This window comes from uncultured Aquimarina sp. (genome assembly GCF_947492965.1).
Classification (GTDB): domain Bacteria; phylum Bacteroidota; class Bacteroidia; order Flavobacteriales; family Flavobacteriaceae; genus Aquimarina.
This window is the reverse complement of the sequence record NZ_CANLOZ010000002.1, coordinates 112,356-134,071: the sequence shown is the minus strand read 5'-3', so window position 1 is coordinate 134,071 and position 21,716 is coordinate 112,356. Positions and strand designations below refer to the sequence as shown.

Genomic DNA, 21,716 nt, shown 5'->3' with positions numbered 1-21,716 from the left:
TTAAACAAAATCCTTCGGTAAAACTTTAATATTATTTTCTACTCCCTGATAAACGATTAACAACTTTACTCATAAAAGCATCGAAATCAACTAATTGCTCCTTTGTCAAAAGCTCTTTTATTTCTTTAAAATGAAGATATGTTAATTCAATTTTCTTTCTTTCATATTGTTGCAATTGATTTAAAATACTATCCTTGTTTATAACCAATGAGGTGTCTGAAAGACTCTCAAAGTAAGGATAAAGCAGTTTCACCTTTTCCTCATCTATATCAGCCATTTTTTGTTTATGCTCATCAGCTAAATCATGAAATCGAGATTCTTGCAAATCATTCAAACGTAGTGTTTTTACTATTTCAGATCGAAAGTTCTTAGGCGAAGATCTCTCAATAGGTTGAGGTGGTTTGATTAAAAGAAAGGCTAGAAGAATAATATTAAGTACTACCAAACCTATGATCACGAAATTGTAAACTCTTTTATTATTCATAATTAATAAATTTGATACGAGTTAATTAAAGACTCATTATAAACGTTCATAAATGTTCTTTCTTTATGATTTAATGGCTGATTTTGAACATAATAAATCAGTGCTATCGAATTAACCAAAAGAACAAAAATAGCGGCTACTAAAGCATACCACAACTTAGTAAAAGGAACAAAATCAACTTGTTCAAAATGAATTCGTTCATTGATTTTTGATAACAGTTCAGGTTTTGGCGATGCCCTACGACTATCTTTCATACTTTGAAAGATAGCCTCTACCCATTTTTCTTTTTCTTCATCCATATTGCTTTTTAGACAATTAATTTTACGATTTCCTTCTATCGGGATAAATTTTTTCTAATTCTGACTTCATTTTCTTTTTCGCACGCTGTAATAAAGATTCCACCGCTTTTAAAGAAGTTTCCATAATATCCGCTACCTCTTGTCGAGGGAGTCCTTCAATATAACTTAAAATAAAAGCTGTTTTTTGATTTTTAGAAAGACAATCAATTACCTGATAAAGTATCGCTGCTTTCTCCTTATTTTCTAATAAAACGCCTGGGTGATGAAAATCAATAGATTGAGAGTTAATTAACCGATTATTGAATAGTTTAAATCTATTCTTTTTTTTTAAATAATTAAGTGATGTATTCACTGTAATACGATAAATCCATGTATTTAATGAAGATTCCCTCTTAAACTTTAAAACATTTTTAAAAATTTTTAAAAAAACATCTTGCGTAATTTCTTCTGCATCTTCCTCTATTTTAGTGTAGCTAAGTGCTGTATTGTAAATTTTTTCTGAATATAGAGTATACAGTGTAGCTAAGGCTTTTTCGTCCCCATCAATAATAGCTTCAATAATCTCAACTTCACTTTTCAATAAGTTTATGTTTTACGTTTAAATAAATCATTATCCGACCTATCTAGTATATAAATAAACTCTACTCAAAGCTAATTGTTGCTAATGAAAATATTACTGCAGAAAAGAACGAAATAAAATTTACTATAATTTCTAATTTCTAAAAATTTACAAATACCTAGATTATCTGATTTCAAATAAACTTTTATTTACTTTAAAATCAAATAAAGTTATCCTTTTTTAAACCCGAAGAAGGGAATCTATCTAGCCCAAACTATTACATCAAAAAATCCCGTATCATATAAACACGGGATTTATTAATATTATAATTAACATATTTTAAAATATAAAGTAATAGTTTACATAAAACCTGTAAATACTTAAAATTAAGATCTTTAAAACAAAGAAGTTTGTTCTCCGTCGCCGTCATCTTCAGTATTATCAAGTGTTACTCCATTTCCTGTTTCCTTATTTTTTATGTCACCATCCACAGCCTCTTCTTCTACCACTTCAATTTCTTCTGCTGGCACATCTTCTGGTTCTTCATAGGGTAATGGATCTAATAAATTAATCTGCCTCACCTTCTCCGTAGTCAGTTGATTTCCTTGTGCCTTGATTCCTTTTACAGCAATAAAATCCTCTAAACTAATTTCATCATTTGGTTTTTGATCCTTACCTCTAATTTTATTATAAACAACTTCTGCTACTGGCCTATGATCTGTGGAGACAATTTCTAAGAATGACTTCTGATGGTCAGAGATAAAACTTTCTTCCTTATCCGAATTCTCTACTATGAATCGTTTTACATAATATCGTTCTTTTTCACCATCCCAGTATATTGCAGAAATAGGTTTCATAGGTTTCCATTTCTCCAAAACGATCATATCTGAATCAAAATGAACTGTTATTTCCGGAACTATCGTCTTTACAATACCCTTTTGATTAACAATCAGCAGCCTATCTTCACCTTTAAATTCTCCTAATAAATCTCCTCTTCCATCAACATTCAATCTTCTTACTGTTTCATCGAACCAAATTTTACGAGGTTTTAACGTTGAAACGCCTTGCTCCTTCAGTTCGATTTTTTTGATGTTATATTTAGTAACAATATTACCTTTTACACCTCTTCCTTTTATTAATAAATCAGAAAAATCAAGATCAAATTTTAATTTCTTGATACTCCCTGCCTGACGCAAGAAAATGGTAATTACTTCTGCCTCGCCATTGGGATTAGCTGTGAAATACGTAATTTTTGAACTCTTCTTTCCTTGTGTTAGATCGTATTCTTTATCTCTTGTAACACTTGTAACCGCAAATCTCTTTACATAAGAAGCTCCACCTCTACCATCTTGGTAGATCATATTATAAATAGTTCTTTTGTCTTTCTTTTTAAATACAGCTACATGAATAATATCTTTCCCTACAAATGTTTTGGACCCTACTTTGGTCACCATCATTTTACCATCTGCCATGAAACAGATAATATCATCAATATCCGAACAATCCGTTACATATTCATCTTTTCGTAAAGATGTACCTACAAAACCTTCTTCCCTGTTCACATAAAGCTTTGTATTTCTGATTACTACCTTTGTAGCTTCTATATCATCAAAAATTCTGATTTCTGTTTTGCGCTCTCTACCTTTACCATATGTTTCTTTCAGTCTTTTAAAATAAGACACTGCATATTCAACTAAATACTCTAAGTGATGTTTTACTTGTGCAATATCTTCTTCAAGAGCCTCTATCTTTTGTTGAGCTTTATCAATATCAAACTTTGAAATTCTTTTAATTCGAATTTCAGTTAGACGTACAATATCATCTTCTGTAACAGGTCTTTTCAAATGTTTGATATGAGGTTGCAACCCTTTATCAATTGCCTGAATTACACCTTCCCAGGTTTCTTCTTCTTCAATTTCACGGTAAATACGATTCTCAATAAAAATTCTTTCTAAAGAAGCAAAATGCCACTGCTCTTGTAGTTCATTTAATTGAATTTCTAATTCCCTCTTCAATAATTCTACCGTATGATCGGTAGAGCGTTTAAGCATTTCAGAAACTCCTATAAAATTTGGCCTACTATTCTCTTCGATAACACAACCCAGTGGGGAAATCGATGTTTCGCAATTGGTAAATGCATATAATGCATCAATAGTTTTGTCTGGCGAAATACCGCTTGGTAGGTGTACCAAAATCTCTACATCTGCTGCAGTATTATCCTCTATTTTTTTGATTTTTATCTTCCCTTTATCGTTTGCTTTTAGGATTGAATCAATTAAACTAGAAGTTGTAGTAGTGAATGGTATCTCACTTATAATCAATGTGTTTTTATCTAACTGAGAAATCTTTGCACGTACCCGAACCTTACCACCACGATTACCATCATTATAGTTTGTAAAATCGGCAATTCCGGCCGTAGGAAAATCTGGTAAAATAGTAAAACGCTTTCCTAATAAATGCTTTATCGAGGCTTCAATTAATTCAATAAAATTATGAGGAAGAATCTTAGTACTTAATCCTACCGCAATACCTTCTGCTCCTTGCGCTAAAAGTAATGGGAATTTTACCGGAAGATTTATTGGCTCTTTCTTTCGACCATCATACGATAATTGCCATTCCGTAACTTTAGGATTATACACAACGTCTAAAGCAAATTTGGATAAACGTGCTTCGATATAACGAGAAGCTGCTGCTCTATCACCAGTAAGAATATTACCCCAGTTACCCTGCATATCGATTAGTAAGTCTCTTTGACCAATCTGTACCATCGCATCTGCAATACTAGCATCTCCATGAGGATGATACTGCATAGTATGACCAACAATGTTAGCTACTTTATTATACCGACCATCATCTAAATCCTTCATAGAATGAAGAATTCTTCTTTGTACTGGCTTCAGTCCATCTTCAATTGCTGGTACTGCTCTCTCTAGGATTACATATGAAGCGTAATCCAGAAACCAGTCTTTATACATTCCAGTAACTTTGGTAATCACTTCCTGAGGTTGATGATCCTCTGGATTTAATTCATTATGCAATTCTTCGTTTTCGTTTTCTATATCCATACCTTTTTACGGGGCACTTTTTGTATTCCTTTTGGATTAATCTTCTACTGCGTCTAATTCTACTTTCAGATTTTCTATAATAAATTCCTGTCTACTCGGTGTATTCTTACCCATATAAAAAGACAATAATTCTTCTATAGACTTTTCTTTATCTAGCATCACAGGATCTAAACGAATATCATCTCCAATAAAATGAACAAATTCATCCGGAGATATTTCTCCTAATCCCTTAAATCGAGTAATCTCTGGCTTCCCAGATAATTTTTCAATTGCATCTTTCTTTTCCTGTTCTGAGTAACAATAAATAGTTTCTTTCTTATTTCGTACTCTAAATAAAGGCGTCTGTAATATATATAGATGTCCTTCTTTAATGACCTCTGGAAAAAACTGAAGGAAAAATGTAATCAATAACAAACGTATGTGCATCCCATCTACATCGGCATCAGTTGCTATTACGATGTTATTATATCTGAGATCCTCTAGGGACTCCTCTATATTCAATGCAGCTTGCAGTAGATTAAATTCTTCGTTTTCATACACAATCTTTTTAGACATGTTGTAGCTGTTTAGTGGTTTTCCACGTAAACTAAATACAGCTTGTGTATTTACATCCCTAGATTTTGTTATCGATCCACTTGCAGAATCTCCCTCCGTAATAAACAAAGTACTCTCTAAGTTTCTATCTTTTTTACTATCTGTAAGGTGAATTCTACAATCTCTCAATTTTTTATTGTGCAAACTGGCCTTTTTTGCTCTTTCTCTAGCCAACTTACGAATACCGGATAAATCTTTTCTTTCTCGTTCTGCCTGCAGTATCTTACGTTGTAATGCTTCAGCTGTATCAGAATTTTTATGTAGAAAATTATCCAGTTTCGTTTTTACAAAGTCATTTATATATGTTCTTACGGTTGGAAAATCACCCCCCATTTCGGTGGAACCTAATTTGGTTTTTGTCTGACTTTCAAAAACTGGTTCCATAACTTTTAAACTAATCGCAGCAACGATAGACTTACGAATATCACTTGCTTCGTAATTTTTTCCATAAAACTCTCTTACCGTTTTTACTACCGCTTCCCTAAATGCAGCTTGATGAGTTCCCCCTTGTGTAGTATGCTGTCCATTTACAAAAGAATGATATTCTTCGCTATATTGAGTTTTACTATGTGTAATCGCAATCTCTATATCCTCACCCAGTAAATGAATAATTGGATATAAACGATCCTCTTGATTGATATTATCTGAAAGTAAATCTTTTAATCCGTTTTCAGAAAAATATTTTTCTCCATTAAAAATTATGGTTAATCCAGGATTTAGATACACATAATTTTTAAGCATTTTTGTTACGTACTCGGTACGATATTTATAATTCTTAAAAATCGAAGCATCTGGTATAAAAGATACTTTGGTTCCTTTTCTTCTAGAGGTTTCTTCTAATTTTTCCTGATTCGTTAGGTTTCCTTTTTCGAATTCTGCAGAAGCAGATTTTCCATCTCTTGTAGATTCTACCCTAAAATATGTAGACAAAGCATTTACCGCTTTAGTACCAACTCCATTCAGACCTACCGATTTCTTAAATGCTCTGGAATCATACTTACCTCCTGTATTCATTTTAGAAACTACATCAACTACTTTTCCCAAAGGAATCCCACGACCGTAATCCCTAACAATTACCTTATCACCTTGTATAGAAATTTCTATGGTTTTACCAGCACCCATGACATATTCATCAATAGAATTATCAAGTACTTCTTTTAGTAAAATATAGATTCCATCATCTGCTGAAGATCCATCACCTAGTTTCCCTATATACATCCCTGGTCGCATACGGATATGCTCTTTCCAATCGAGGGATCGTATATTATCTTCGGTATATTTTGTTTCCTGACTCATAAAATTTTGGGTAGAATGCTTGCTAATATAAGATTTCACTTACGATTTTAAAATACCCCAACTACAAAGTAATTAACAATTCTGAATTAGTTTTTGTTGATTATTTGACAGACAACCAAGTAACTAATAAATACCTTAAAAATCATTAAAATTGAAATACCATTTCAGACCTTATTATACTTTATAGAACATTTTGTATTTATTTATAAATTACCAATCTTTATCCTAATGAAACACATCACAGAAACCAGAAGACTTATACTAAGAGAATTCATTCTTGATGATGCTCAGGATTTCTTCGACCTTAATTCGGATCCAGAAGTGCTAAAATTTACTGGTGATCAAGCATTTGCAAATGTAGAAGATACAATCACATTCCTAAAAAACTATCAAAAACAACAATATCGTAGCGTTGGTTATGGAAGATGGGCTGTACTATTAAAACCCACGAATCAATTTATCGGATGGTGCGGACTTAAGAGAAATGAAGAAGATCTAATTGATTTGGGGTTTCGTTTTTACAAAGACCAATGGAATAAGGGATATGCTACAGAAGCGGCCAAAGCGACATTAACCTATGGTTTTCATGAATTACAACTTCATGAAATTATTGGAAGAGCTGCGCATGAAAATAGCGCTTCGATAAGAGTATTGGAAAAAATAGGTATGAAATTTTGGAAAAAAGGAAGCTGTGAAGGAATCATTAATTCATCATATTACAAGATCACGAAATCAGAATTCAATCCATAAATAAGATTAGTCCAAAACATTTCTTATCTACATACCAAAATTGATTAGAAATAAAAAAGGTGACCTTTAAGAAGACCACCTTTTTAGGATATTCAATTTTTCAATTTCATTTCTATTTGATATCAAACCTATCCAAATCCATCACTTTTGTCCAAGCAGACACAAAATCTTGCACAAATTTTTCTTTAGCATCATCAGACGCATAAACTTCTGCAACGGCTCTTAATTCTGTATTAGAACCAAAAATAAGATCTGCTCTAGTTCCTGTAAACTTAACCTGCCCTGTTCTACGATCACTACCTTCGAATAGAGTATCATCAGAAGAAGTTGCTTTCCAGGTATACGTAAAATCAAGTATGTTTTTAAAGAAATCATTCGTTAATACACCAATATTGTCCGTAAAAACACCGTGATGAGAACCATCATAATTTACTCCTAATACTCGTAATCCCCCAACAAGAACTGTCATTTCTGGAATAGAAAGCGTTAGTAGTTGTGCTCTATCTACTAATAAGTCTTCAGCTGAGGATGTTTGATCTTTATGAATATAATTTCTAAAACCATCAGCTTGAGGTTCTAAATAATCAAAAGAACTAATATCTGTTTGTTCTTGCGTTGCGTCTCCTCTACCACTAGTAAAGGGAACTGTTATTTCAAAACCAGCTTCTTTAGCAGCCATCTCTACTCCAATACTACCACCTAAAACAATTAAATCAGCTATAGACACATCTCCAGAAAAAGACTTCTGAATTGTTTCATAAACATCTAACACTTTAGCTAATTCAGCTGGATTATTCGCTTCCCAACTTTTTTGTGGTTCTAAACGAATACGACTACCATTAGCTCCTCCTCTTTTATCAGAATCCCTGTATGTTGATGCAGATGCCCACGCTGTGGTAACTAGTTGTGAAGTTGTTAGTCCAGAATCGATGATACTCTCTTTTAAAGAAGAAATCTCCGATTCATTTAACATCTTCCCTTTCGGAACAACATCTTGCCAAATCAATTCTTCTTTAGGAACTTCTGGTCCTAAATAACGTGAAATCGGCCCCATATCTCTATGCGTTAATTTATACCATGCTCTAGAAAATGCATCTTCTAAATCTTCGGGATTGTTTCTGAAATGTTTAGAAATCTTTAAAAACTCGGGATCAATTTTTAAAGCCATGTCAGCATCGGTCATCATTAATGCTTGTCTCTTTGAAGGATCCCCAGCCGTTGGTGCTGTTGGAGCTCCTGAATCGGCTTTTGGTGCCCATTGATGAGCTCCAGCAGGGCTTTTAGTTAATTCCCATTCATAATCTAATAATACTTTAAAATAATCATGATCCCATTTATCAGGATTTGGAGTCCATGCACCTTCTAATCCACTGGTAATTGCATCATCTAACACTCCTGATCCGTACGTATTTTTCCAACCAGTACTCATTTCTTCAATAGCAGCTCCGTGCGGTTCTGCTCCCACATATTGATCAGCATCTGCTGCTCCATGAGCTTTACCAAAAGTATGCCCTCCAGCGGTTAATGCTACAATTTCTTCATCACTCATTGCCATTCGTCTAAAAGTAGTTCTCATATCTTCAGCGGAACCCAAAGGATCTGGAGTACCATCTGGCCCTTCTGGATTTACGTATATTAACCCCATATGAACAGCTCCAAGAGGAGCTTCTAAATTATCTCTACCTTCAGAAAAACGAGCATCGTTACCTAACCATTCCTTTTCAGACCCCCAATAGATGTCCTGTTCTGGTTCCCACACATCGATTCTTCCTCCGCCAAAACCAAAGGTTTTTAGCCCCATAGACTCTATAGCACAGTTACCTGCTAAAATCATTAAATCGGCCCAAGAAATTTTATTTCCATACTTCTTCTTTATTGGCCACAACAACAAACGTGCTTTGTCCAGATTACCATTATCGGGCCAACTATTCAATGGTGCAAATCTTAACGATCCTGAAGAAGCTCCACCTCGCCCATCTCCAGCTCTGTAGGTTCCGGCACTGTGCCATGCCATACGTATTATTAAACCTCCATAATGACCATAATCTGCTGGCCACCAATCTTGTGACTCAGTCATAAAATCCATCAAGTCTTTCTTTAAAGCATAATAATCCAGACTGTTGAAAGCTTTTGCATAATCGAATTCATCTCCTAATGGATTTGATTTTAAATTATGCTGTCTTAAAACATTTAATTTTAATTCGTTTGGCCACCAATCTCTGTTGGTCGTTCCATGACCCGCAGTATGCTTTTGAGGTCCTCCCATGTATGGACACTTACTAATATCCCCTTGGCTATTTATACCATAGCTTTTCGTGTTATTCATAATATAGAGTTTTAAAGTATACTTCCAAAGTTAGCCATTTACAGTTCTATATTGTATAGATTTTCCATATATTTAAACAACATCACAATCAATAATCTTTATACCTAATTATAAACTTTAAAAACTCTGTTAAAAATTTGCGTAACCAAACGGTTACAATTAAATTTGTAACCATTCAGTTACATTTCAAATGAGAAGAGACGTTTTTCAGGCAATAGCAGATCCCATTAGAAGAAATATAATTTCTATTCTAGCAAATCAAACTTTATCCGTAAATGCTATTGCAGAAAAATTTGATGTAAGTCGCCCTGCCATTTCTAAACATCTAAAAATACTGGAAGAATGTGGTATCATATCCATTTCCAAAAAAGGAAGAGAACGTTACTGCCTTATACAACCACAAAATTTGTTACCAGCATTCTTATGGATAGAACAATACAAAAACTTATGGGAGGACAGATTAGACTCTTTTGAAGACTATTTATATAAACTACAATCTAATACCAAAAACAATGAGTGATTTAAACAAACGTACATTATCATTAAAAAGAACTTTTAATGCTCCTATTGAACTTGTCTGGGAAGCATGGACCAATTCGGAACATATTGTTCAGTGGTGGGGACCAAAGGGTATGAAAACAAAAGTCATAGAACACAACTTTAAAGTAAATGGTACCTGGAAGTATGCTATGGAAATGCCAGATGGCAGCGAGTTTATATCTGAAGGTATTTATAAAGAAATCATAACTCACGAGAAAATAATTTCTTCAGCAGATTTTAAACCTATGACAGAAGATGTAGAGTTACAAGCACTATTTGAAAAGGATGGAGAAAAAACAAATTTTACATTTAATGTAGTTCATAAAACTGAAGAATATTGTCTGCAACAAGAAAAAATGGGCTTCATGAATGGTTGGGGATCTGTATTTGATAGATTGAAAGTATTTGTAGAAGCTTCTGATAACGCTTAACTATAACCAATATACCAAAACATTTCTACGATAGACTACTAGCAAATCTTGCATACTTTCTATTATAATTCTTTACTAAACTAAAAAAACGATACCTTTAACAAAAAATGCTGGAAAACTAAATACATAATCAAGGTGATTAAATCTATTGATAAAGACGGTGAAGTGATAAAATCTAACGAAAATGATCCAAAACAATACGACACAATAATTATTGGATCTGGCGCTGGTGGTCTTGCATCTGCTATTTGTTTAGCACGTGCAGGTCAAAAAGTTTTAGTTCTAGAACAACATGATGTTCCTGGTGGATGGTGTCATAGTTTCTATCTCAATGGATACAGATTTACTCCTGGCGTACATTATGTAGGATTATTGAATAAAGGCGAATCTACAAGCGATTTATATGGAGGATTAGGTATAGCAAACGACGTCTCTTTCTTTAGAATGAATCCCGAAGCTTATGAACATTGTTGGATCGGGAAACATCGTATTGATATGCCCGCAGGTTATGATAATATAAAAGAAGTATTATCCGAACAGTTTCCAGAAGAACGAAAGGGAATTGCTTCTTATCTAAAGTTAGTAAGCGATGTGAGCTACGAACTACAACTAATCCCTAAAGTAAAAGGATTCTGGCAACATATCACTATTCCTTTTAGAACAAAAAACATGGGTAAATATAGTGTTTTCAGTTTACGCAAAGTAATTAACAAACACATCAAAAGCCCTCTATTAAAAGCGGTGCTTAATATACAAATCGGTGATCACGGATTACCGCCATCGAGAGCCAGCTTTCCATTACACGCTGCTGTAATGGGGCATTATTCTAGTGGAGGCTACTATCCTGTAGGTGGCGGTGGCGCATTGGTAAAAGCAATGACTAAAGCTTTAAAAAAGCATCATGGTAACATCCAAACAAGTAAAAAGGTTTCTAAAATTTTATTAGAAGGCAATAGAAAAAAAAGAGCTATTGGAGTACAATTAGAAAGTGGAGAAAAAATATTAGCAAAACAAGTAATTTCTAATGCTGATCCACAAAAGACATTTATAGACTTGATTGGAAAGGAAAATATTAGTAAAAAACTAAATAAACGTCTTGGTAAAACTAAGTATTCCTGTACTTCACTAATGTTATTTCTAACCGTTGATATGGATGTTCGTAAAGCTGGTTTAGACTCTGGGAATATCTGGTTAATGCAGCATGAAGATTTAGATACTTTATTTGAGGATACACAAAAAATAAACATATTAGAAGGAGATACTTTCCCAGGTATGTTTATCAGTTGTACTACATTAAAAGATCCTATTAGTTTTGATGGACGCTATCATACGATTGAAGCTATTACCTATATCAATCACGAATCATTTAACGAGTTCAAAAATGAAGATCGTAGACGATCTAAAGCATATCTGAATTTTAAAGCTAAATTAACAGAAAAGATGATTCGCACTTTAGAAACAGTAATCCCAGGTGTACGAGAGAAGATCGTACAGAAAGAATTAGGAACTCCTATTACGAATGAATACTATATAAACTCTACTAATGGTTGTGTTTACGGAACGGAAAAGAGCTTTTGGCAAATAGGCCCATTTTCTTATAAAGCTAAAAGCGAAATAGAAAATTTATATTTATGTGGTGCGAGTGTTTTATCACATGGGGTAGCTGGAGCTGGGTACTCTGGTGTTGAAACTGCCGCAAAAATATTAAAATGTAGACAAGATGATCTTTTGGTCCCTGATGAATCACAGGAAATAAAAATATATGAAGCCGAAGACGATTCTCAATATCCAGAATGGATGCTAAAAAAGATAAAAGTGAAACGAGATCGCTTGGCAGCTGGTGTTGATGGTTTTTCTTAGCATACTAGCAAATAGAAAAGAAAAAGCGGGTCCTATTTATTGACCCGCTTTTTTTATTATCCTTTTAACCAAGCTTCTCTAAGCTTTAATTGTTTTTCTGTTGGGTTTTCAAGACTACTTAATGCTTTTCCTTTAGTATAAGACTTTGTTAATTTTGTCTTTATTAAAATTTCCTCGCCTCCTCTATCCAATTTTACCTCTACATCATCGCCCACTTTCCATTGTAGTGTATTTTGCAATACAGAATTAGCATTTATTAATGTTAAGGCAGTTCCGTTTACCTCTTTTATAACATCAAACGGTTTCACTCCATTTGTAGCCCAGAAACTATTTTCTGCAACATCCTCTGTAAAAAATATAGTCCCTTTATCCTGATCTCCACCGACAATAATATTATTGCCATTTCTTACATAATCCGTCTCGATATCCTTAACTCCCATAGAAAGTCCTACTTTCTCAAAAAACTCATTATAGTTAATAGGAGTTTTTCCTATAACATGGGTGGTTAAAAACTTTTCTATAGACGGATAGGTCATCGCTACTATTTCATCAATAATTTTATCATCTTCAAACGGTTTATTTTTACCATACTTTAAAGAAAGTTCTTTCATAAGAGATAAGATCCCACGATTTCCATCACTTTCTTCACGCATGAGAATATCAATACACATTCCTATTAAAGCTCCTTTTTCATATACATTCGCATAGTTCTTAGCATAAGGCTCATTCAATATGTTTTCACTCATTTCAGTAAAACTCATAGCATCATCAAACAAACTTGCAGAATCTATTTTACCCATCATTTTCGTGTAAAACTCCTCTTCAGAAACAAGATCTTGATTTACCTGAAAAACACTTGCGAAATATTCTGTGACTCCTTCATACATCCATAAGTGCTTAGAAAAAGTAGGATTGTTGTAATCAAAATAATGAACATCTTCGGAATGCACACTTAAGGGAGTTACGATATGAAAAAACTCATGAGACACCACATCAATCATAGCAGATGCCAAAGCATCTTCAGGAATAGCCTCTGGTAACACTACTACGGTAGAAGTATGGTGCTCTAACGCTCCAAAACCTGTAGGAGCAGATTGAGATTGTGAAGCTAAATACAAATAGATATCATATCTAGGTGTACTATCAATATCTCCCAAATATTTCTTTTGGGCTTCCATCATTTTAAAAACAGTTTCTTTTATACCTGCTGCCGAGTATGTTTTATTTGGAGAATATACACTTAAAACAATTTTAATCCCTCCTACTTCAAATTCTTCTACATCTAATTTACCATACATCATTGGATTGTCTGTAACTTCAAAATACCGAGAAGCAAAATACTTATCTGTAGTAATAGATCCCTCTTCACTTTTTTCTGTACCTACATTCGGTAATGCAGAAGTCCTTTGCATATCGGACGGAGCTTTTACTTCTATAGCATATTGATTATTCTTCAATACATCAAAGTAACCGATAAACCCATGTAAATTCAATACAAAATTATCAGATTCTATATTAGTACCTGATGGCGAGAAAGGAGTACCAACACCTGTATTTTCAATATCATAGGTATCGTTTACCAAATACACAATTTTATCTAATTGTGTAGCATTAGCAATTTGCCAAGTATTATCATCAATCTTATTAGTTGATAATTCCGCTCCATTATAATCTAAAGCTCTGAAATTATCGATAAACTTTCCAAAATCACTAACAGCATATGTTCCCTGCACTACTTTAGGTAAAAAATAGTTTATTGTATCTTGCGTAAAGCGACCTGGATTAATAGTCATAGGAACTTTATCATCGGTAACTTCGGTAAGATCAACTTTCGCAACTATAGGTGTTTTAGAAGCTACATCTTTCGATGTATTCATAGAACCACATCCTACTAACAATAAACTGGTAGAGACCGCAACTAGTACTTTTTTCATGTATTTTAAATATTTATTATGGTAAACGTCAAAAATAATGAGGTGTTACAACTTTGATCTTGCAAAATATATAATTTGTATAGACTTTAACCTATTTTTGATCATTATTTACTTACAAATTTTGCATTTGGACATTTTTATCAATACACATCGTATAAGGCTTTCTTGCAATCCAGAAACTTTAGACACTTCCAAACCAACCATAATATTCTTACACGATTCATTAGGATGTATAGAACTATGGAGAGATTTTCCTGAAAAAATCAAAAAAAGAACTGATTATAATGTACTATCTTATGATCGTCAGGGATATGGCAAGTCAGATCCGTTTTCAGAGAATAAAAGAGCCCAAGACTATTTAAAAAAAGAAGCTGATACTTTACTACAACTTATTGATCATTTAAAACTCAATAAAATAATTCTATTTGGTCATAGTGATGGAGGAAGCATTGCTTTATTAGCTGCATCATTATATCCAGATAGAATATCTGGTATTATTACCGAAGGCGCTCATGTATTTGTAGAAAAAGAAACGTTAGATGGAATAAGAGAAGCTAAACTTGCTTACGATACCACAAACCTTAGAGAAAAACTAACCAAATATCACGGTTCAAACACAGATGCGGTCTTTAGTATGTGGACAGAAACCTGGCTCTCTCCTACCTTCGCTAACTGGAATATAGAAGACTACTTAAAACATATCACCTGTCCTTCTCTTATAATTCAAGGAGAAAAAGATGAATATGGAACTTTAGATCAGGTAACGAATATCATTACAAAAACGCAAGGAATATCCATATCTCTTATCATTCCCAATATAGGTCATACACCACATAAGGAAGCACCAAACATGGTTATCGAAAAAACGGTTGACTTTGTCCTAAATTTATAAATTCGGGGCAGAAATAGTCTAGAATTATGGAAACAAAAAATTCCGCTACAGTTAAGCAACGGAATCTTGGTCATGTTTTTACAATAAACACTAATTCTTATTCGTTGTTTCTTGTAATTATACACTGTAAACTTGATTGTAAACTTGCTAAAGATGTTTCAGTTGGAAGACTATCCTCATCTGTAGATGTTGTAGATGTATTATTACTACCTCCTTTTATAGCATTCATGTTGTCTAATCTAGCTACTGTAAATTTTTGAAGATCTAACTTTGTATTTTTCATTCCCTTTCAATTTGTTATTAATGATTCAAAGATATAAATATTGATTAAAAAAAAATCAGCAATCTATAACAACTAGTCTGTTTTCATGAATTATCACTTGTAAAACACTTAATTACTGATAATTACAACCCCTCCTGTTTTTCTAATTCTTTTATAAAATAAGAAGGATACAACCCAACCTGCTTATGAAACGACCTAGAAAAGGCCTCAGTCGTATTAAACCCTATCTCAGTTGCAATCGCTTTCATGGTGTATTTTCTAAACTTGGTATCCGTTTTTAGTTTTTTAATAACATAATTAATTCGAAGTTCGTTTATATAATTACTAAAACTCTTTTTCTTATATGTGTTAATTACTTTAGATAAATAATTAGGATTGGTATTGAACTTTTTTGATAATGCATTAATAGTAGTTTTCTTTTGTAGGTATTCTTCTTTAGCTTCAAATTTTTCAAGCATTTCTAAAATAGTATCTATCACTTCCGCTGAAATACCTATAGACTTATTAGAATCTTTAACAATAGACTTAGCATTCTGCTTTTGTTCTTCTTTTTGAGAAATTATCTTTTGAAAACGTTTTTGTAATTTTTTCTGTCTAATAAAATAATAACCCAAACCAAATAAACTAATTAAAAAAAGTAATGAAACTAAATATATCCCTACAGAGAAGCTTTTGTTTTTATTTTCTAATCCTTTAATTATAAGTTTCTTATCCTCTATCAATTGAGGAGTATCATATTCTTTATTAATCTTTTTACTCAGATATCTATAATTAGTATTTAAAATACTATCCACACTGAGTAACTGTTCTATAAAATATAACTGATTTTTACTATCCTTATTTTTTTTATAGTGTTGTATTAAATATACATAAGCTTCTCTTGCCTCAGGAATTAAATCATGTATTTCATTATATAAGGAATCGACTCGCTTAAAGTTTTGAACTGCTTCTTCATATTTTTTTAGTTTTAAAGATACTTTTCCCTTGTAGAAATAAACTACAATTTGGTTAGCCTTATCCAAATGATGAATATTATGTAAAACTTCCTGAATACTATCATTGGAAATTGAATATTTTTGTAGATCGAAGTCGTTTACAGCTTCGCTTAATACAAAATGATAATATTCAAATTTGTTTTTTAGATTCAATGATTCATTTAAACCCAATTTATTATAATAAGATGCTGAATCATATTTTTTTACTCTATTATAAGTATATGCCAATGAAAACAAACTTTTTAGATAATTATCTGGATCAGTCTCTTTATAGTTCTCTTTTAAAGATTTATTCCAAAATTTTTTAAAGATTTCCAAAGCATCATTATGTTGACCTAATCTACTTTTTAATAACCCTATATTAGTATCAATAATAAGATCCATTCTTACTCCTCTACTGATATATTTTTTTGCAATCAAGTAATTATCTAAAGATTTTTGATAATTTCTTTTATTAAAGTAATATTCTGCTTTATTAGAATATCCCAAACTTAAATATCCAGAGTTGTTTGTATTTTTAGCAATTTTTATGATACTATCAGCGTAAGAAAGATATATTTTTTTAGAAGAATTAAGGTATGATAAAAATGAATACCCTTTAAGAATTTGTATCGTATCTTTTTCTGTTTTTCCTTTAGAAATAATAGTTAACGCATAAGCCTGAGAACTAATGGAATCTTTTAAACTTGTAAAGAAGCTTTTTTCTAAATCATCAAAGCTTTTTTGCTTCAGAGAATCAGTAATAATAAAGTTTTCAGTCTGACTTAATACTTGAGAAGGTACCGTACTGAGAAATATGATTAAGATAAACGTTAGAAACCTCATGTATAAAGTATTTAGTTGCTTATTGTAGATTTTGGTTATCATAATAAATTAAAAAATCCCGTTTACCAAAACAAACACTTCTTTTTCAGTTACTTAAATATTAGCAGTAGAGTATTAACCCAATCTGAATTCATGAATTATCACTTAAGAATTCATGAATTGCGATCATCTCTTCTTGCACTAACATAAATCTCCAATATATATTTGTCTCGATCAAAACGATCAAATTATTTTAAACTTTTGCAAAAGTAATATAAAACAAAAAAAGAACATTACGTATTTACGTAATCGCTAAAAACAATAACATTCATGGCATTAGAAAATTTAATAAGCATTAGCTTTACAGAAGAAGAATTAACTCAGCTAGATGGGCATTTACTGGGTATTCGCCAGATACTTACTGGTAAAACAGTAAACCTTACTCCTGATCAGCGCAGACAATACGGGCGTATTGCCAATCAGAACAAACTAATTGTAGACAAAGCCAAAAACTATATGGAGCAACATCCTAATTGGATTCCTAGTTTTATCGACAAAGAAGAGTTTGACAAAGACTACCTGGCACGTACACAAGTAGAAAACAGAGTACAACTCCTAGAAAATCTAACCCAACAACTGGTAGATACCAAAACCCTCTTAGATCATGATAATTATACCAATGCGCTAAGCTTTTATCGCATGAGTCGTTATCTAGCCGGTGAAAATGAACCGGGTGCCAAATCGGTATATGAAGATATGAAGGTGTTGTTTAATAAGACGACATCCAGTATTGATACCACGGATACAACCTCTTAACACCATACATAGCGCTGGTGAGTTAGCCAATAAATCACTTGCCATACTACTCATAAGGAAGATATCAATAGTTGTTACCCCTCCTATGAGCACTTCGAAGGATCAACATACTATTTCGAAGGATTAGATTACTAGTACGAACCCCAAGAAATAGGGTTGATAACCCGTACATCGAGACTTATAAGCCATCGAATACCGCTTATAAATATCAAATCGATCCTTAGAAGTGCTTGCTACAAGGGTGATACCCAGTAAAACGATTCTTATAAATAGTAATTCAATCCTTAAAAACAGTTAGCCATGGGGTACACCCCTTAGGCAGATGGGGTATATAAAAATGTAACAGTATAAATGAAAAAGTGAATAGTACCTAGGAAAGTAACATAGAAATAGGATGCATTCGCATGTGGTACAACATACAATTACATAAACACAACAACATAATGTCACTCGGAGTATGAAAAAACACTCTGAAAGAATTGGTGTGACAAACAAAGTATAGGAAAACATGAACTCAACAACAAACAAACATATCATAGCAGGGATTATCACAGGGGATCACCAAGTGCTAAAATCATTTTATAAAAAAGACTTACCAGCGGTAAAAAAGTATATTCTACGCTATCAAGGTACTATCGAAGATGTAGAAGATATTTTTCAGGAAGCGATGGTATTGTTATATCACAAAGCTCGCTCTGGTAGCTTGGCTTCTTTGGAGTCCTCTATTCACACCTATTTTATTGGGATTTGCAAAAACAAATGGAGAAACCAGTGGCGTAGACAGCACATATTAGCATTTCAGGAACTTCATGAAAACTATACATTAGATCCTTCGGAATCTGTTATAGAACAAATAACAAGAGCCGATGAACAGGACCTGTTTTATAAACATTTTACACGATTAAGTAGCCAAAGTAAACAACTACTGCAATTATTTTTTGAAGGAAAAAGTATGAAGGAAATCGCTAGTCGCTTCGGACTATCAGAAGGCTACACTCGCAAAAAAAAACATATTCATAAAGAACGATTAACCCAAATGATACAAAATGATCCTGTATATGTAGAGTTGGTGGTGGGTTAGGTACTAGGTATGAGGTTTTAGAAGTTGGATGTCGGGTGTGAGGTGTGAGGTGAAAGTGGTGAGTATTGAGAAGTGAGTACAGAGTAGTGAGTAGTGAGAAAAATGATACCTGAAAACCCAAATAATAAATGAAAAATGAGTGGTAAGGATGTTAGGGGTTAGGTGCTGGGAGACAGAGGACGGATGGCGGAAGTTAAGGAGTTAAGAATTAGAAATGATGAGTGATTACTATTGAAAAGCTAATAATCTAATCATCCAAAGATCGAACAATCTAAAAATCTAAAATAAACCGTTGCGCAACGGACAAGGCGGAAACCGAAAAGCCTTTAATCATAGAGTAGGTACTAAAATTAAAATTATATTTTATGAGAAATTTAGAATTAAATACAATGGAAAATCTTCAAGGTGGAGATGTTTCACCAGGAGCAGCATTTGCGTGTGGTTTTGGATTGGCAACAGCTGTACTAGGTTTTGCAGTTATAGGACCAGTTGCTTTATTGGGAGTCAGTGCTTGTTTATTAAGCGATGAAAGAACGAATGAAAATTAAAAAAAATATACAATGAAAAAATTAAGTATAAACAAATTACAGAGTATATCAGGATCAGGAGAGACAGAAGATGCATTTATAGCAGGATTAACCTGTGGTGCAGCTATATTCATGCCTATATCTAATGGAGTTGCTAGAATATTTGGTAGAGCTATTCCAATTTTATCTTGTTATAATTATGTAACATCTCATTAATTTGTAAATTACCTTCCCTTTTCAAACAAGGGAAGGTCAAATTTTTTTTATGAAAAAAGAAAAGCTAATTCCGTTTCTATTTTATCAACTAATATTACTTTTTATAGTAAGTAGAGCAAGTTATCAATTATATAAGAGTGAAAATAAAAGCTTCGAAGATCATTGGATACAGTATCTAGTCATCATCTTTTATGTGTGTTATATTGTATTTGAATTGGTGAAAAAACTGAGAAAGAATTGAAGAAGATTATTTTATTTTCCTTAATCACTGCATTAATGCTAATTCTTGCTGATCTAGTAGATATTATTTCGCCACATAAATTTATAAAAGGAGGACTTTATCTATTATTTGGAGTTACCATGATATTTCTTGTAAAACCAATAAAAAGTAAATGATGCTTACTCGTAGTCATATAAAATTGCAGATATAAATACATTTCATATTTACTATTTTATCGGATTCATAATAATCTTTTGTGAATTTCTATAAAATATATAATATCCAACTAAAATTCAATGGTAGATTCCATTGGATCCTAATTAAAAAATAAAGAACAGATGAAAAATATATATACGTTTCTACTATTGGTAGGAATCACACTCTTATTGACTTTTTTGAGCCAATGGGTCTTAAATTCGGATGCCTTATTATATGATTCTTTATCAGAACAGTTATCCAATGATCAAATACAGCATATTATAAGCTTTAATAAAAAATGGCAATGGATTTCTTATGCATTATTACCTGTTTTATTATTGATAAAGATTAGTGTAATCAGCAGTGTTTTGTGGATGGGTACATTTTTCTTTGATAAAAATATCTCTTTCAAAAAGCTATTCAACATCGTTACCAAAGCAGAATTTATCTTTGTAGTTGTATCTATTATAAAAATAAGTTGGTTTGCTTTCCAGCAAGACTATACGCTAGAAGATGTGCAAAGCTTTTACCCATTGTCAGCACTTGCACTAGTAGGACAAGAAGGATTAGAAACCTGGTTTGTCTATCCTTTCCAGACGCTGAACCTATTCGAACTGTTTTATTGGATTACACTAGCTTGGTTATTAAGTAAGCAAATCAAAGTTACCAAAGACAAAGCATTAAAAATTGTAGTCAGTAGTTATGGATCTGCACTACTTATTTGGGTAGTAGCTGTCATGTTTTTTACACTTAATGTAAGCTGATGTTAGGTGTTAGGGATTAGATTTTAGGTGTTAGAAAGATGTGAATTGGGAATTCAGAATTATGAGTTATGAGTGATTAGTATTGAAAAACTAATGAATCCAAACATCTAATTATCTTGTAATCTAATCATCGAACTATCCAACAATCCAGTAATCTAACCATTAAAAAACAATAAAAATATAAACAGATGAAAACATTTCTAAAAACAACCATTGTTGTTTTCGGGCTTGGGTTGTTATGCTTTTTAGGATATAAAATGTATGCTAAAATACAGTATAAATCCGAAGTTAAAACAACTTTGCAACATATTCCTGAATTTTCTTTTCAGACACTAGAAAAACAATCTTTTACAAGGGATCACTTAGATCCAGATAAGGCAACTGTTTTTATCTACTTTAATAGTGGATGTGATTATTGCCAACATGAAGCTACTATGATAGAACAGCATGTGGCTTCTTTTAAAAATACACAACTCATTTTTGTATCTGACGAGGATCCAGAACAGATACTTCATTTTTCTATACAATATAAATTACATACTTATGATTACATTACTTTCTTATCTGATCCACGAAATGATTTTGCCAAACGTTTTGACGCTACTTCAGTTCCTTATCTTTTAATATATGATCAGAATCAACAATTAGTAAAACGACAAAAAGGACAAGTAAAATCGGAAAAACTATTGGCTCTTTTATCTACAAAAACAAACCATTAAAGTATAAGCACACAAATAACTTATAGGACACAATTTTTTCCATTTTGGTTTACACTTTAAAAT

At 32.5% G+C, this 21,716-nt stretch carries 21 protein-coding genes; 12 read left to right on the top strand and 9 right to left on the bottom strand.

What is annotated here, in order from left to right:
• Window positions 1–31: 31 nt before the first annotated feature.
• From Q1B37_RS04890 to Q1B37_RS04870, 5 genes are all read right to left on the bottom strand, one after another.
• Window positions 32–484 carry a hypothetical protein gene (locus Q1B37_RS04890; RefSeq protein WP_299896113.1) on the bottom strand — a complete coding sequence of 151 codons (453 nt, stop codon included), beginning with the start codon at window positions 482–484 and terminating at the stop codon, window positions 32–34.
• Window positions 485–486: 2 nt separating this feature from the next.
• The gene (locus tag Q1B37_RS04885; RefSeq protein ID WP_299896110.1) at window positions 487–783 is read right to left on the bottom strand and encodes a hypothetical protein; all 297 of its coding nucleotides are present in this window, start codon (window positions 781–783) and stop codon (window positions 487–489) included.
• Between the two features lie 22 nt (window positions 784–805).
• Window positions 806–1,363, bottom strand: coding sequence for an RNA polymerase sigma factor (locus Q1B37_RS04880; protein WP_299896107.1), 558 nt, complete (start codon window positions 1,361–1,363; stop codon window positions 806–808).
• A 374-nt stretch (window positions 1,364–1,737) separates the two neighbouring features.
• On the bottom strand, window positions 1,738–4,407 hold the full coding sequence (locus Q1B37_RS04875; protein ID WP_299896104.1) for a DNA gyrase/topoisomerase IV subunit A: 2,670 nt from the start codon (window positions 4,405–4,407) through the stop codon (window positions 1,738–1,740).
• A gap of 36 nt (window positions 4,408–4,443) precedes the next feature.
• Window positions 4,444–6,297 carry a DNA topoisomerase IV subunit B gene (locus tag Q1B37_RS04870; RefSeq protein WP_299602017.1) on the bottom strand — a complete coding sequence of 618 codons (1,854 nt, stop codon included), beginning with the start codon at window positions 6,295–6,297 and terminating at the stop codon, window positions 4,444–4,446.
• Window positions 6,298–6,525: 228 nt separating this feature from the next.
• Here Q1B37_RS04870 and Q1B37_RS04865 point away from each other — a divergent pair, with 228 nt between their 5' ends.
• Window positions 6,526–7,047: a GNAT family N-acetyltransferase gene (locus Q1B37_RS04865; RefSeq protein ID WP_299896101.1), complete on the top strand. Its 522-nt coding sequence runs from the start codon at window positions 6,526–6,528 to the stop codon at window positions 7,045–7,047.
• Between the two features lie 112 nt (window positions 7,048–7,159).
• Here the strand turns inward: Q1B37_RS04865 and katG are convergent, their stop codons facing one another.
• Window positions 7,160–9,373: a catalase/peroxidase HPI gene (katG, locus tag Q1B37_RS04860; protein WP_299896098.1), complete on the bottom strand. Its 2,214-nt coding sequence runs from the start codon at window positions 9,371–9,373 to the stop codon at window positions 7,160–7,162.
• 190 nt (window positions 9,374–9,563) lie between these two features.
• Here katG and Q1B37_RS04855 point away from each other — a divergent pair, with 190 nt between their 5' ends.
• From Q1B37_RS04855 to Q1B37_RS04845, 3 genes are all read left to right on the top strand, one after another.
• Window positions 9,564–9,893 (top strand): metalloregulator ArsR/SmtB family transcription factor, encoded by a 330-nt coding sequence (locus Q1B37_RS04855; protein WP_299602025.1) that lies wholly within the window; start codon window positions 9,564–9,566, stop codon window positions 9,891–9,893.
• Window positions 9,886–10,344 (top strand): SRPBCC domain-containing protein, encoded by a 459-nt coding sequence (locus Q1B37_RS04850; protein ID WP_299896095.1) that lies wholly within the window; start codon window positions 9,886–9,888, stop codon window positions 10,342–10,344. Before Q1B37_RS04855 ends, Q1B37_RS04850 begins: the two co-directional genes overlap by 8 nt.
• Window positions 10,345–10,479: 135 nt before the next feature.
• Window positions 10,480–12,204: an NAD(P)/FAD-dependent oxidoreductase gene (locus tag Q1B37_RS04845; protein WP_299896092.1), complete on the top strand. Its 1,725-nt coding sequence runs from the start codon at window positions 10,480–10,482 to the stop codon at window positions 12,202–12,204.
• Between the two features lie 56 nt (window positions 12,205–12,260).
• Here the strand turns inward: Q1B37_RS04845 and Q1B37_RS04840 are convergent, their stop codons facing one another.
• Complete coding sequence (locus tag Q1B37_RS04840) at window positions 12,261–14,138, bottom strand: peptidase M61 (RefSeq protein ID WP_299896089.1); 1,878 nt, start codon at window positions 14,136–14,138, stop codon at window positions 12,261–12,263.
• 127 nt (window positions 14,139–14,265) lie between these two features.
• Between Q1B37_RS04840 and Q1B37_RS04835 the strand changes: the two genes are divergently transcribed.
• Window positions 14,266–15,030: an alpha/beta hydrolase gene (locus Q1B37_RS04835; protein ID WP_299896087.1), complete on the top strand. Its 765-nt coding sequence runs from the start codon at window positions 14,266–14,268 to the stop codon at window positions 15,028–15,030.
• Window positions 15,031–15,127: 97 nt separating this feature from the next.
• Here Q1B37_RS04835 and Q1B37_RS04830 read toward each other — a convergent pair whose 3' ends face one another.
• Window positions 15,128–15,313, bottom strand: a complete 186-nt coding sequence (locus tag Q1B37_RS04830; protein WP_299896084.1) for a hypothetical protein — start codon at window positions 15,311–15,313, stop codon at window positions 15,128–15,130.
• Window positions 15,314–15,435: 122 nt separating this feature from the next.
• Entirely contained in the window at window positions 15,436–17,133 is a 1,698-nt protein-coding gene (locus tag Q1B37_RS04825; protein ID WP_299896081.1) for an AraC family transcriptional regulator, read from the bottom strand.
• Between the two features lie 309 nt (window positions 17,134–17,442).
• Between Q1B37_RS04825 and Q1B37_RS04820 the strand changes: the two genes are divergently transcribed.
• The 7 genes from Q1B37_RS04820 (at window position 17,443) to Q1B37_RS04790 (ending at window position 21,653) form a co-directional block, all read left to right on the top strand.
• A complete protein-coding gene (locus Q1B37_RS04820) occupies window positions 17,443–17,928 on the top strand; it encodes a hypothetical protein (protein ID WP_299896079.1) in 486 nt (161 codons plus the stop codon).
• 508 nt (window positions 17,929–18,436) lie between these two features.
• The gene (locus Q1B37_RS04815; protein ID WP_299896076.1) at window positions 18,437–19,009 is read left to right on the top strand and encodes a sigma-70 family RNA polymerase sigma factor; all 573 of its coding nucleotides are present in this window, start codon (window positions 18,437–18,439) and stop codon (window positions 19,007–19,009) included.
• Between the two features lie 365 nt (window positions 19,010–19,374).
• Window positions 19,375–19,557, top strand: coding sequence for a hypothetical protein (locus tag Q1B37_RS04810; protein ID WP_299896074.1), 183 nt, complete (start codon window positions 19,375–19,377; stop codon window positions 19,555–19,557).
• A gap of 12 nt (window positions 19,558–19,569) precedes the next feature.
• Window positions 19,570–19,752: a hypothetical protein gene (locus tag Q1B37_RS04805; protein ID WP_299896072.1), complete on the top strand. Its 183-nt coding sequence runs from the start codon at window positions 19,570–19,572 to the stop codon at window positions 19,750–19,752.
• A gap of 237 nt (window positions 19,753–19,989) precedes the next feature.
• Complete coding sequence (locus tag Q1B37_RS04800; RefSeq protein WP_299896069.1) at window positions 19,990–20,148, top strand: hypothetical protein; 159 nt, start codon at window positions 19,990–19,992, stop codon at window positions 20,146–20,148.
• A 162-nt stretch (window positions 20,149–20,310) separates the two neighbouring features.
• Window positions 20,311–20,934 (top strand): hypothetical protein, encoded by a 624-nt coding sequence (locus Q1B37_RS04795; RefSeq protein ID WP_299896067.1) that lies wholly within the window; start codon window positions 20,311–20,313, stop codon window positions 20,932–20,934.
• 188 nt (window positions 20,935–21,122) lie between these two features.
• Window positions 21,123–21,653, top strand: a complete 531-nt coding sequence (locus tag Q1B37_RS04790; RefSeq protein ID WP_299896064.1) for a redoxin domain-containing protein — start codon at window positions 21,123–21,125, stop codon at window positions 21,651–21,653.
• The last annotated feature ends 63 nt before the right edge of the window (window positions 21,654–21,716 follow it).

Coding starts and splice junctions, on each gene's coding strand:
- Q1B37_RS04865 (WP_299896101.1), top strand. CDS start 6,526: ATGAAACACATCACAGAAACCAGAAGACTTATACTAAGAGAATTCATT.
- Q1B37_RS04820 (WP_299896079.1), top strand. CDS start 17,443: ATGGCATTAGAAAATTTAATAAGCATTAGCTTTACAGAAGAAGAATTA.
- Q1B37_RS04855 (WP_299602025.1), top strand. CDS start 9,564: ATGAGAAGAGACGTTTTTCAGGCAATAGCAGATCCCATTAGAAGAAAT.
- Q1B37_RS04830 (WP_299896084.1), bottom strand. CDS start 15,313: ATGAAAAATACAAAGTTAGATCTTCAAAAATTTACAGTAGCTAGATTA.
- Q1B37_RS04870 (WP_299602017.1), bottom strand. CDS start 6,297: ATGAGTCAGGAAACAAAATATACCGAAGATAATATACGATCCCTCGAT.
- Q1B37_RS04815 (WP_299896076.1), top strand. CDS start 18,437: ATGAACTCAACAACAAACAAACATATCATAGCAGGGATTATCACAGGG.
- Q1B37_RS04890 (WP_299896113.1), bottom strand. CDS start 484: ATGAATAATAAAAGAGTTTACAATTTCGTGATCATAGGTTTGGTAGTA.
- katG (WP_299896098.1), bottom strand. CDS start 9,373: ATGAATAACACGAAAAGCTATGGTATAAATAGCCAAGGGGATATTAGT.
- Q1B37_RS04875 (WP_299896104.1), bottom strand. CDS start 4,407: ATGGATATAGAAAACGAAAACGAAGAATTGCATAATGAATTAAATCCA.
- Q1B37_RS04805 (WP_299896072.1), top strand. CDS start 19,570: ATGAAAAAATTAAGTATAAACAAATTACAGAGTATATCAGGATCAGGA.
- Q1B37_RS04825 (WP_299896081.1), bottom strand. CDS start 17,133: ATGAGGTTTCTAACGTTTATCTTAATCATATTTCTCAGTACGGTACCT.
- Q1B37_RS04885 (WP_299896110.1), bottom strand. CDS start 783: ATGGATGAAGAAAAAGAAAAATGGGTAGAGGCTATCTTTCAAAGTATG.
- Q1B37_RS04790 (WP_299896064.1), top strand. CDS start 21,123: ATGAAAACATTTCTAAAAACAACCATTGTTGTTTTCGGGCTTGGGTTG.
- Q1B37_RS04795 (WP_299896067.1), top strand. CDS start 20,311: ATGAAAAATATATATACGTTTCTACTATTGGTAGGAATCACACTCTTA.
- Q1B37_RS04810 (WP_299896074.1), top strand. CDS start 19,375: ATGAGAAATTTAGAATTAAATACAATGGAAAATCTTCAAGGTGGAGAT.
- Q1B37_RS04840 (WP_299896089.1), bottom strand. CDS start 14,138: ATGAAAAAAGTACTAGTTGCGGTCTCTACCAGTTTATTGTTAGTAGGA.
- Q1B37_RS04850 (WP_299896095.1), top strand. CDS start 9,886: ATGAGTGATTTAAACAAACGTACATTATCATTAAAAAGAACTTTTAAT.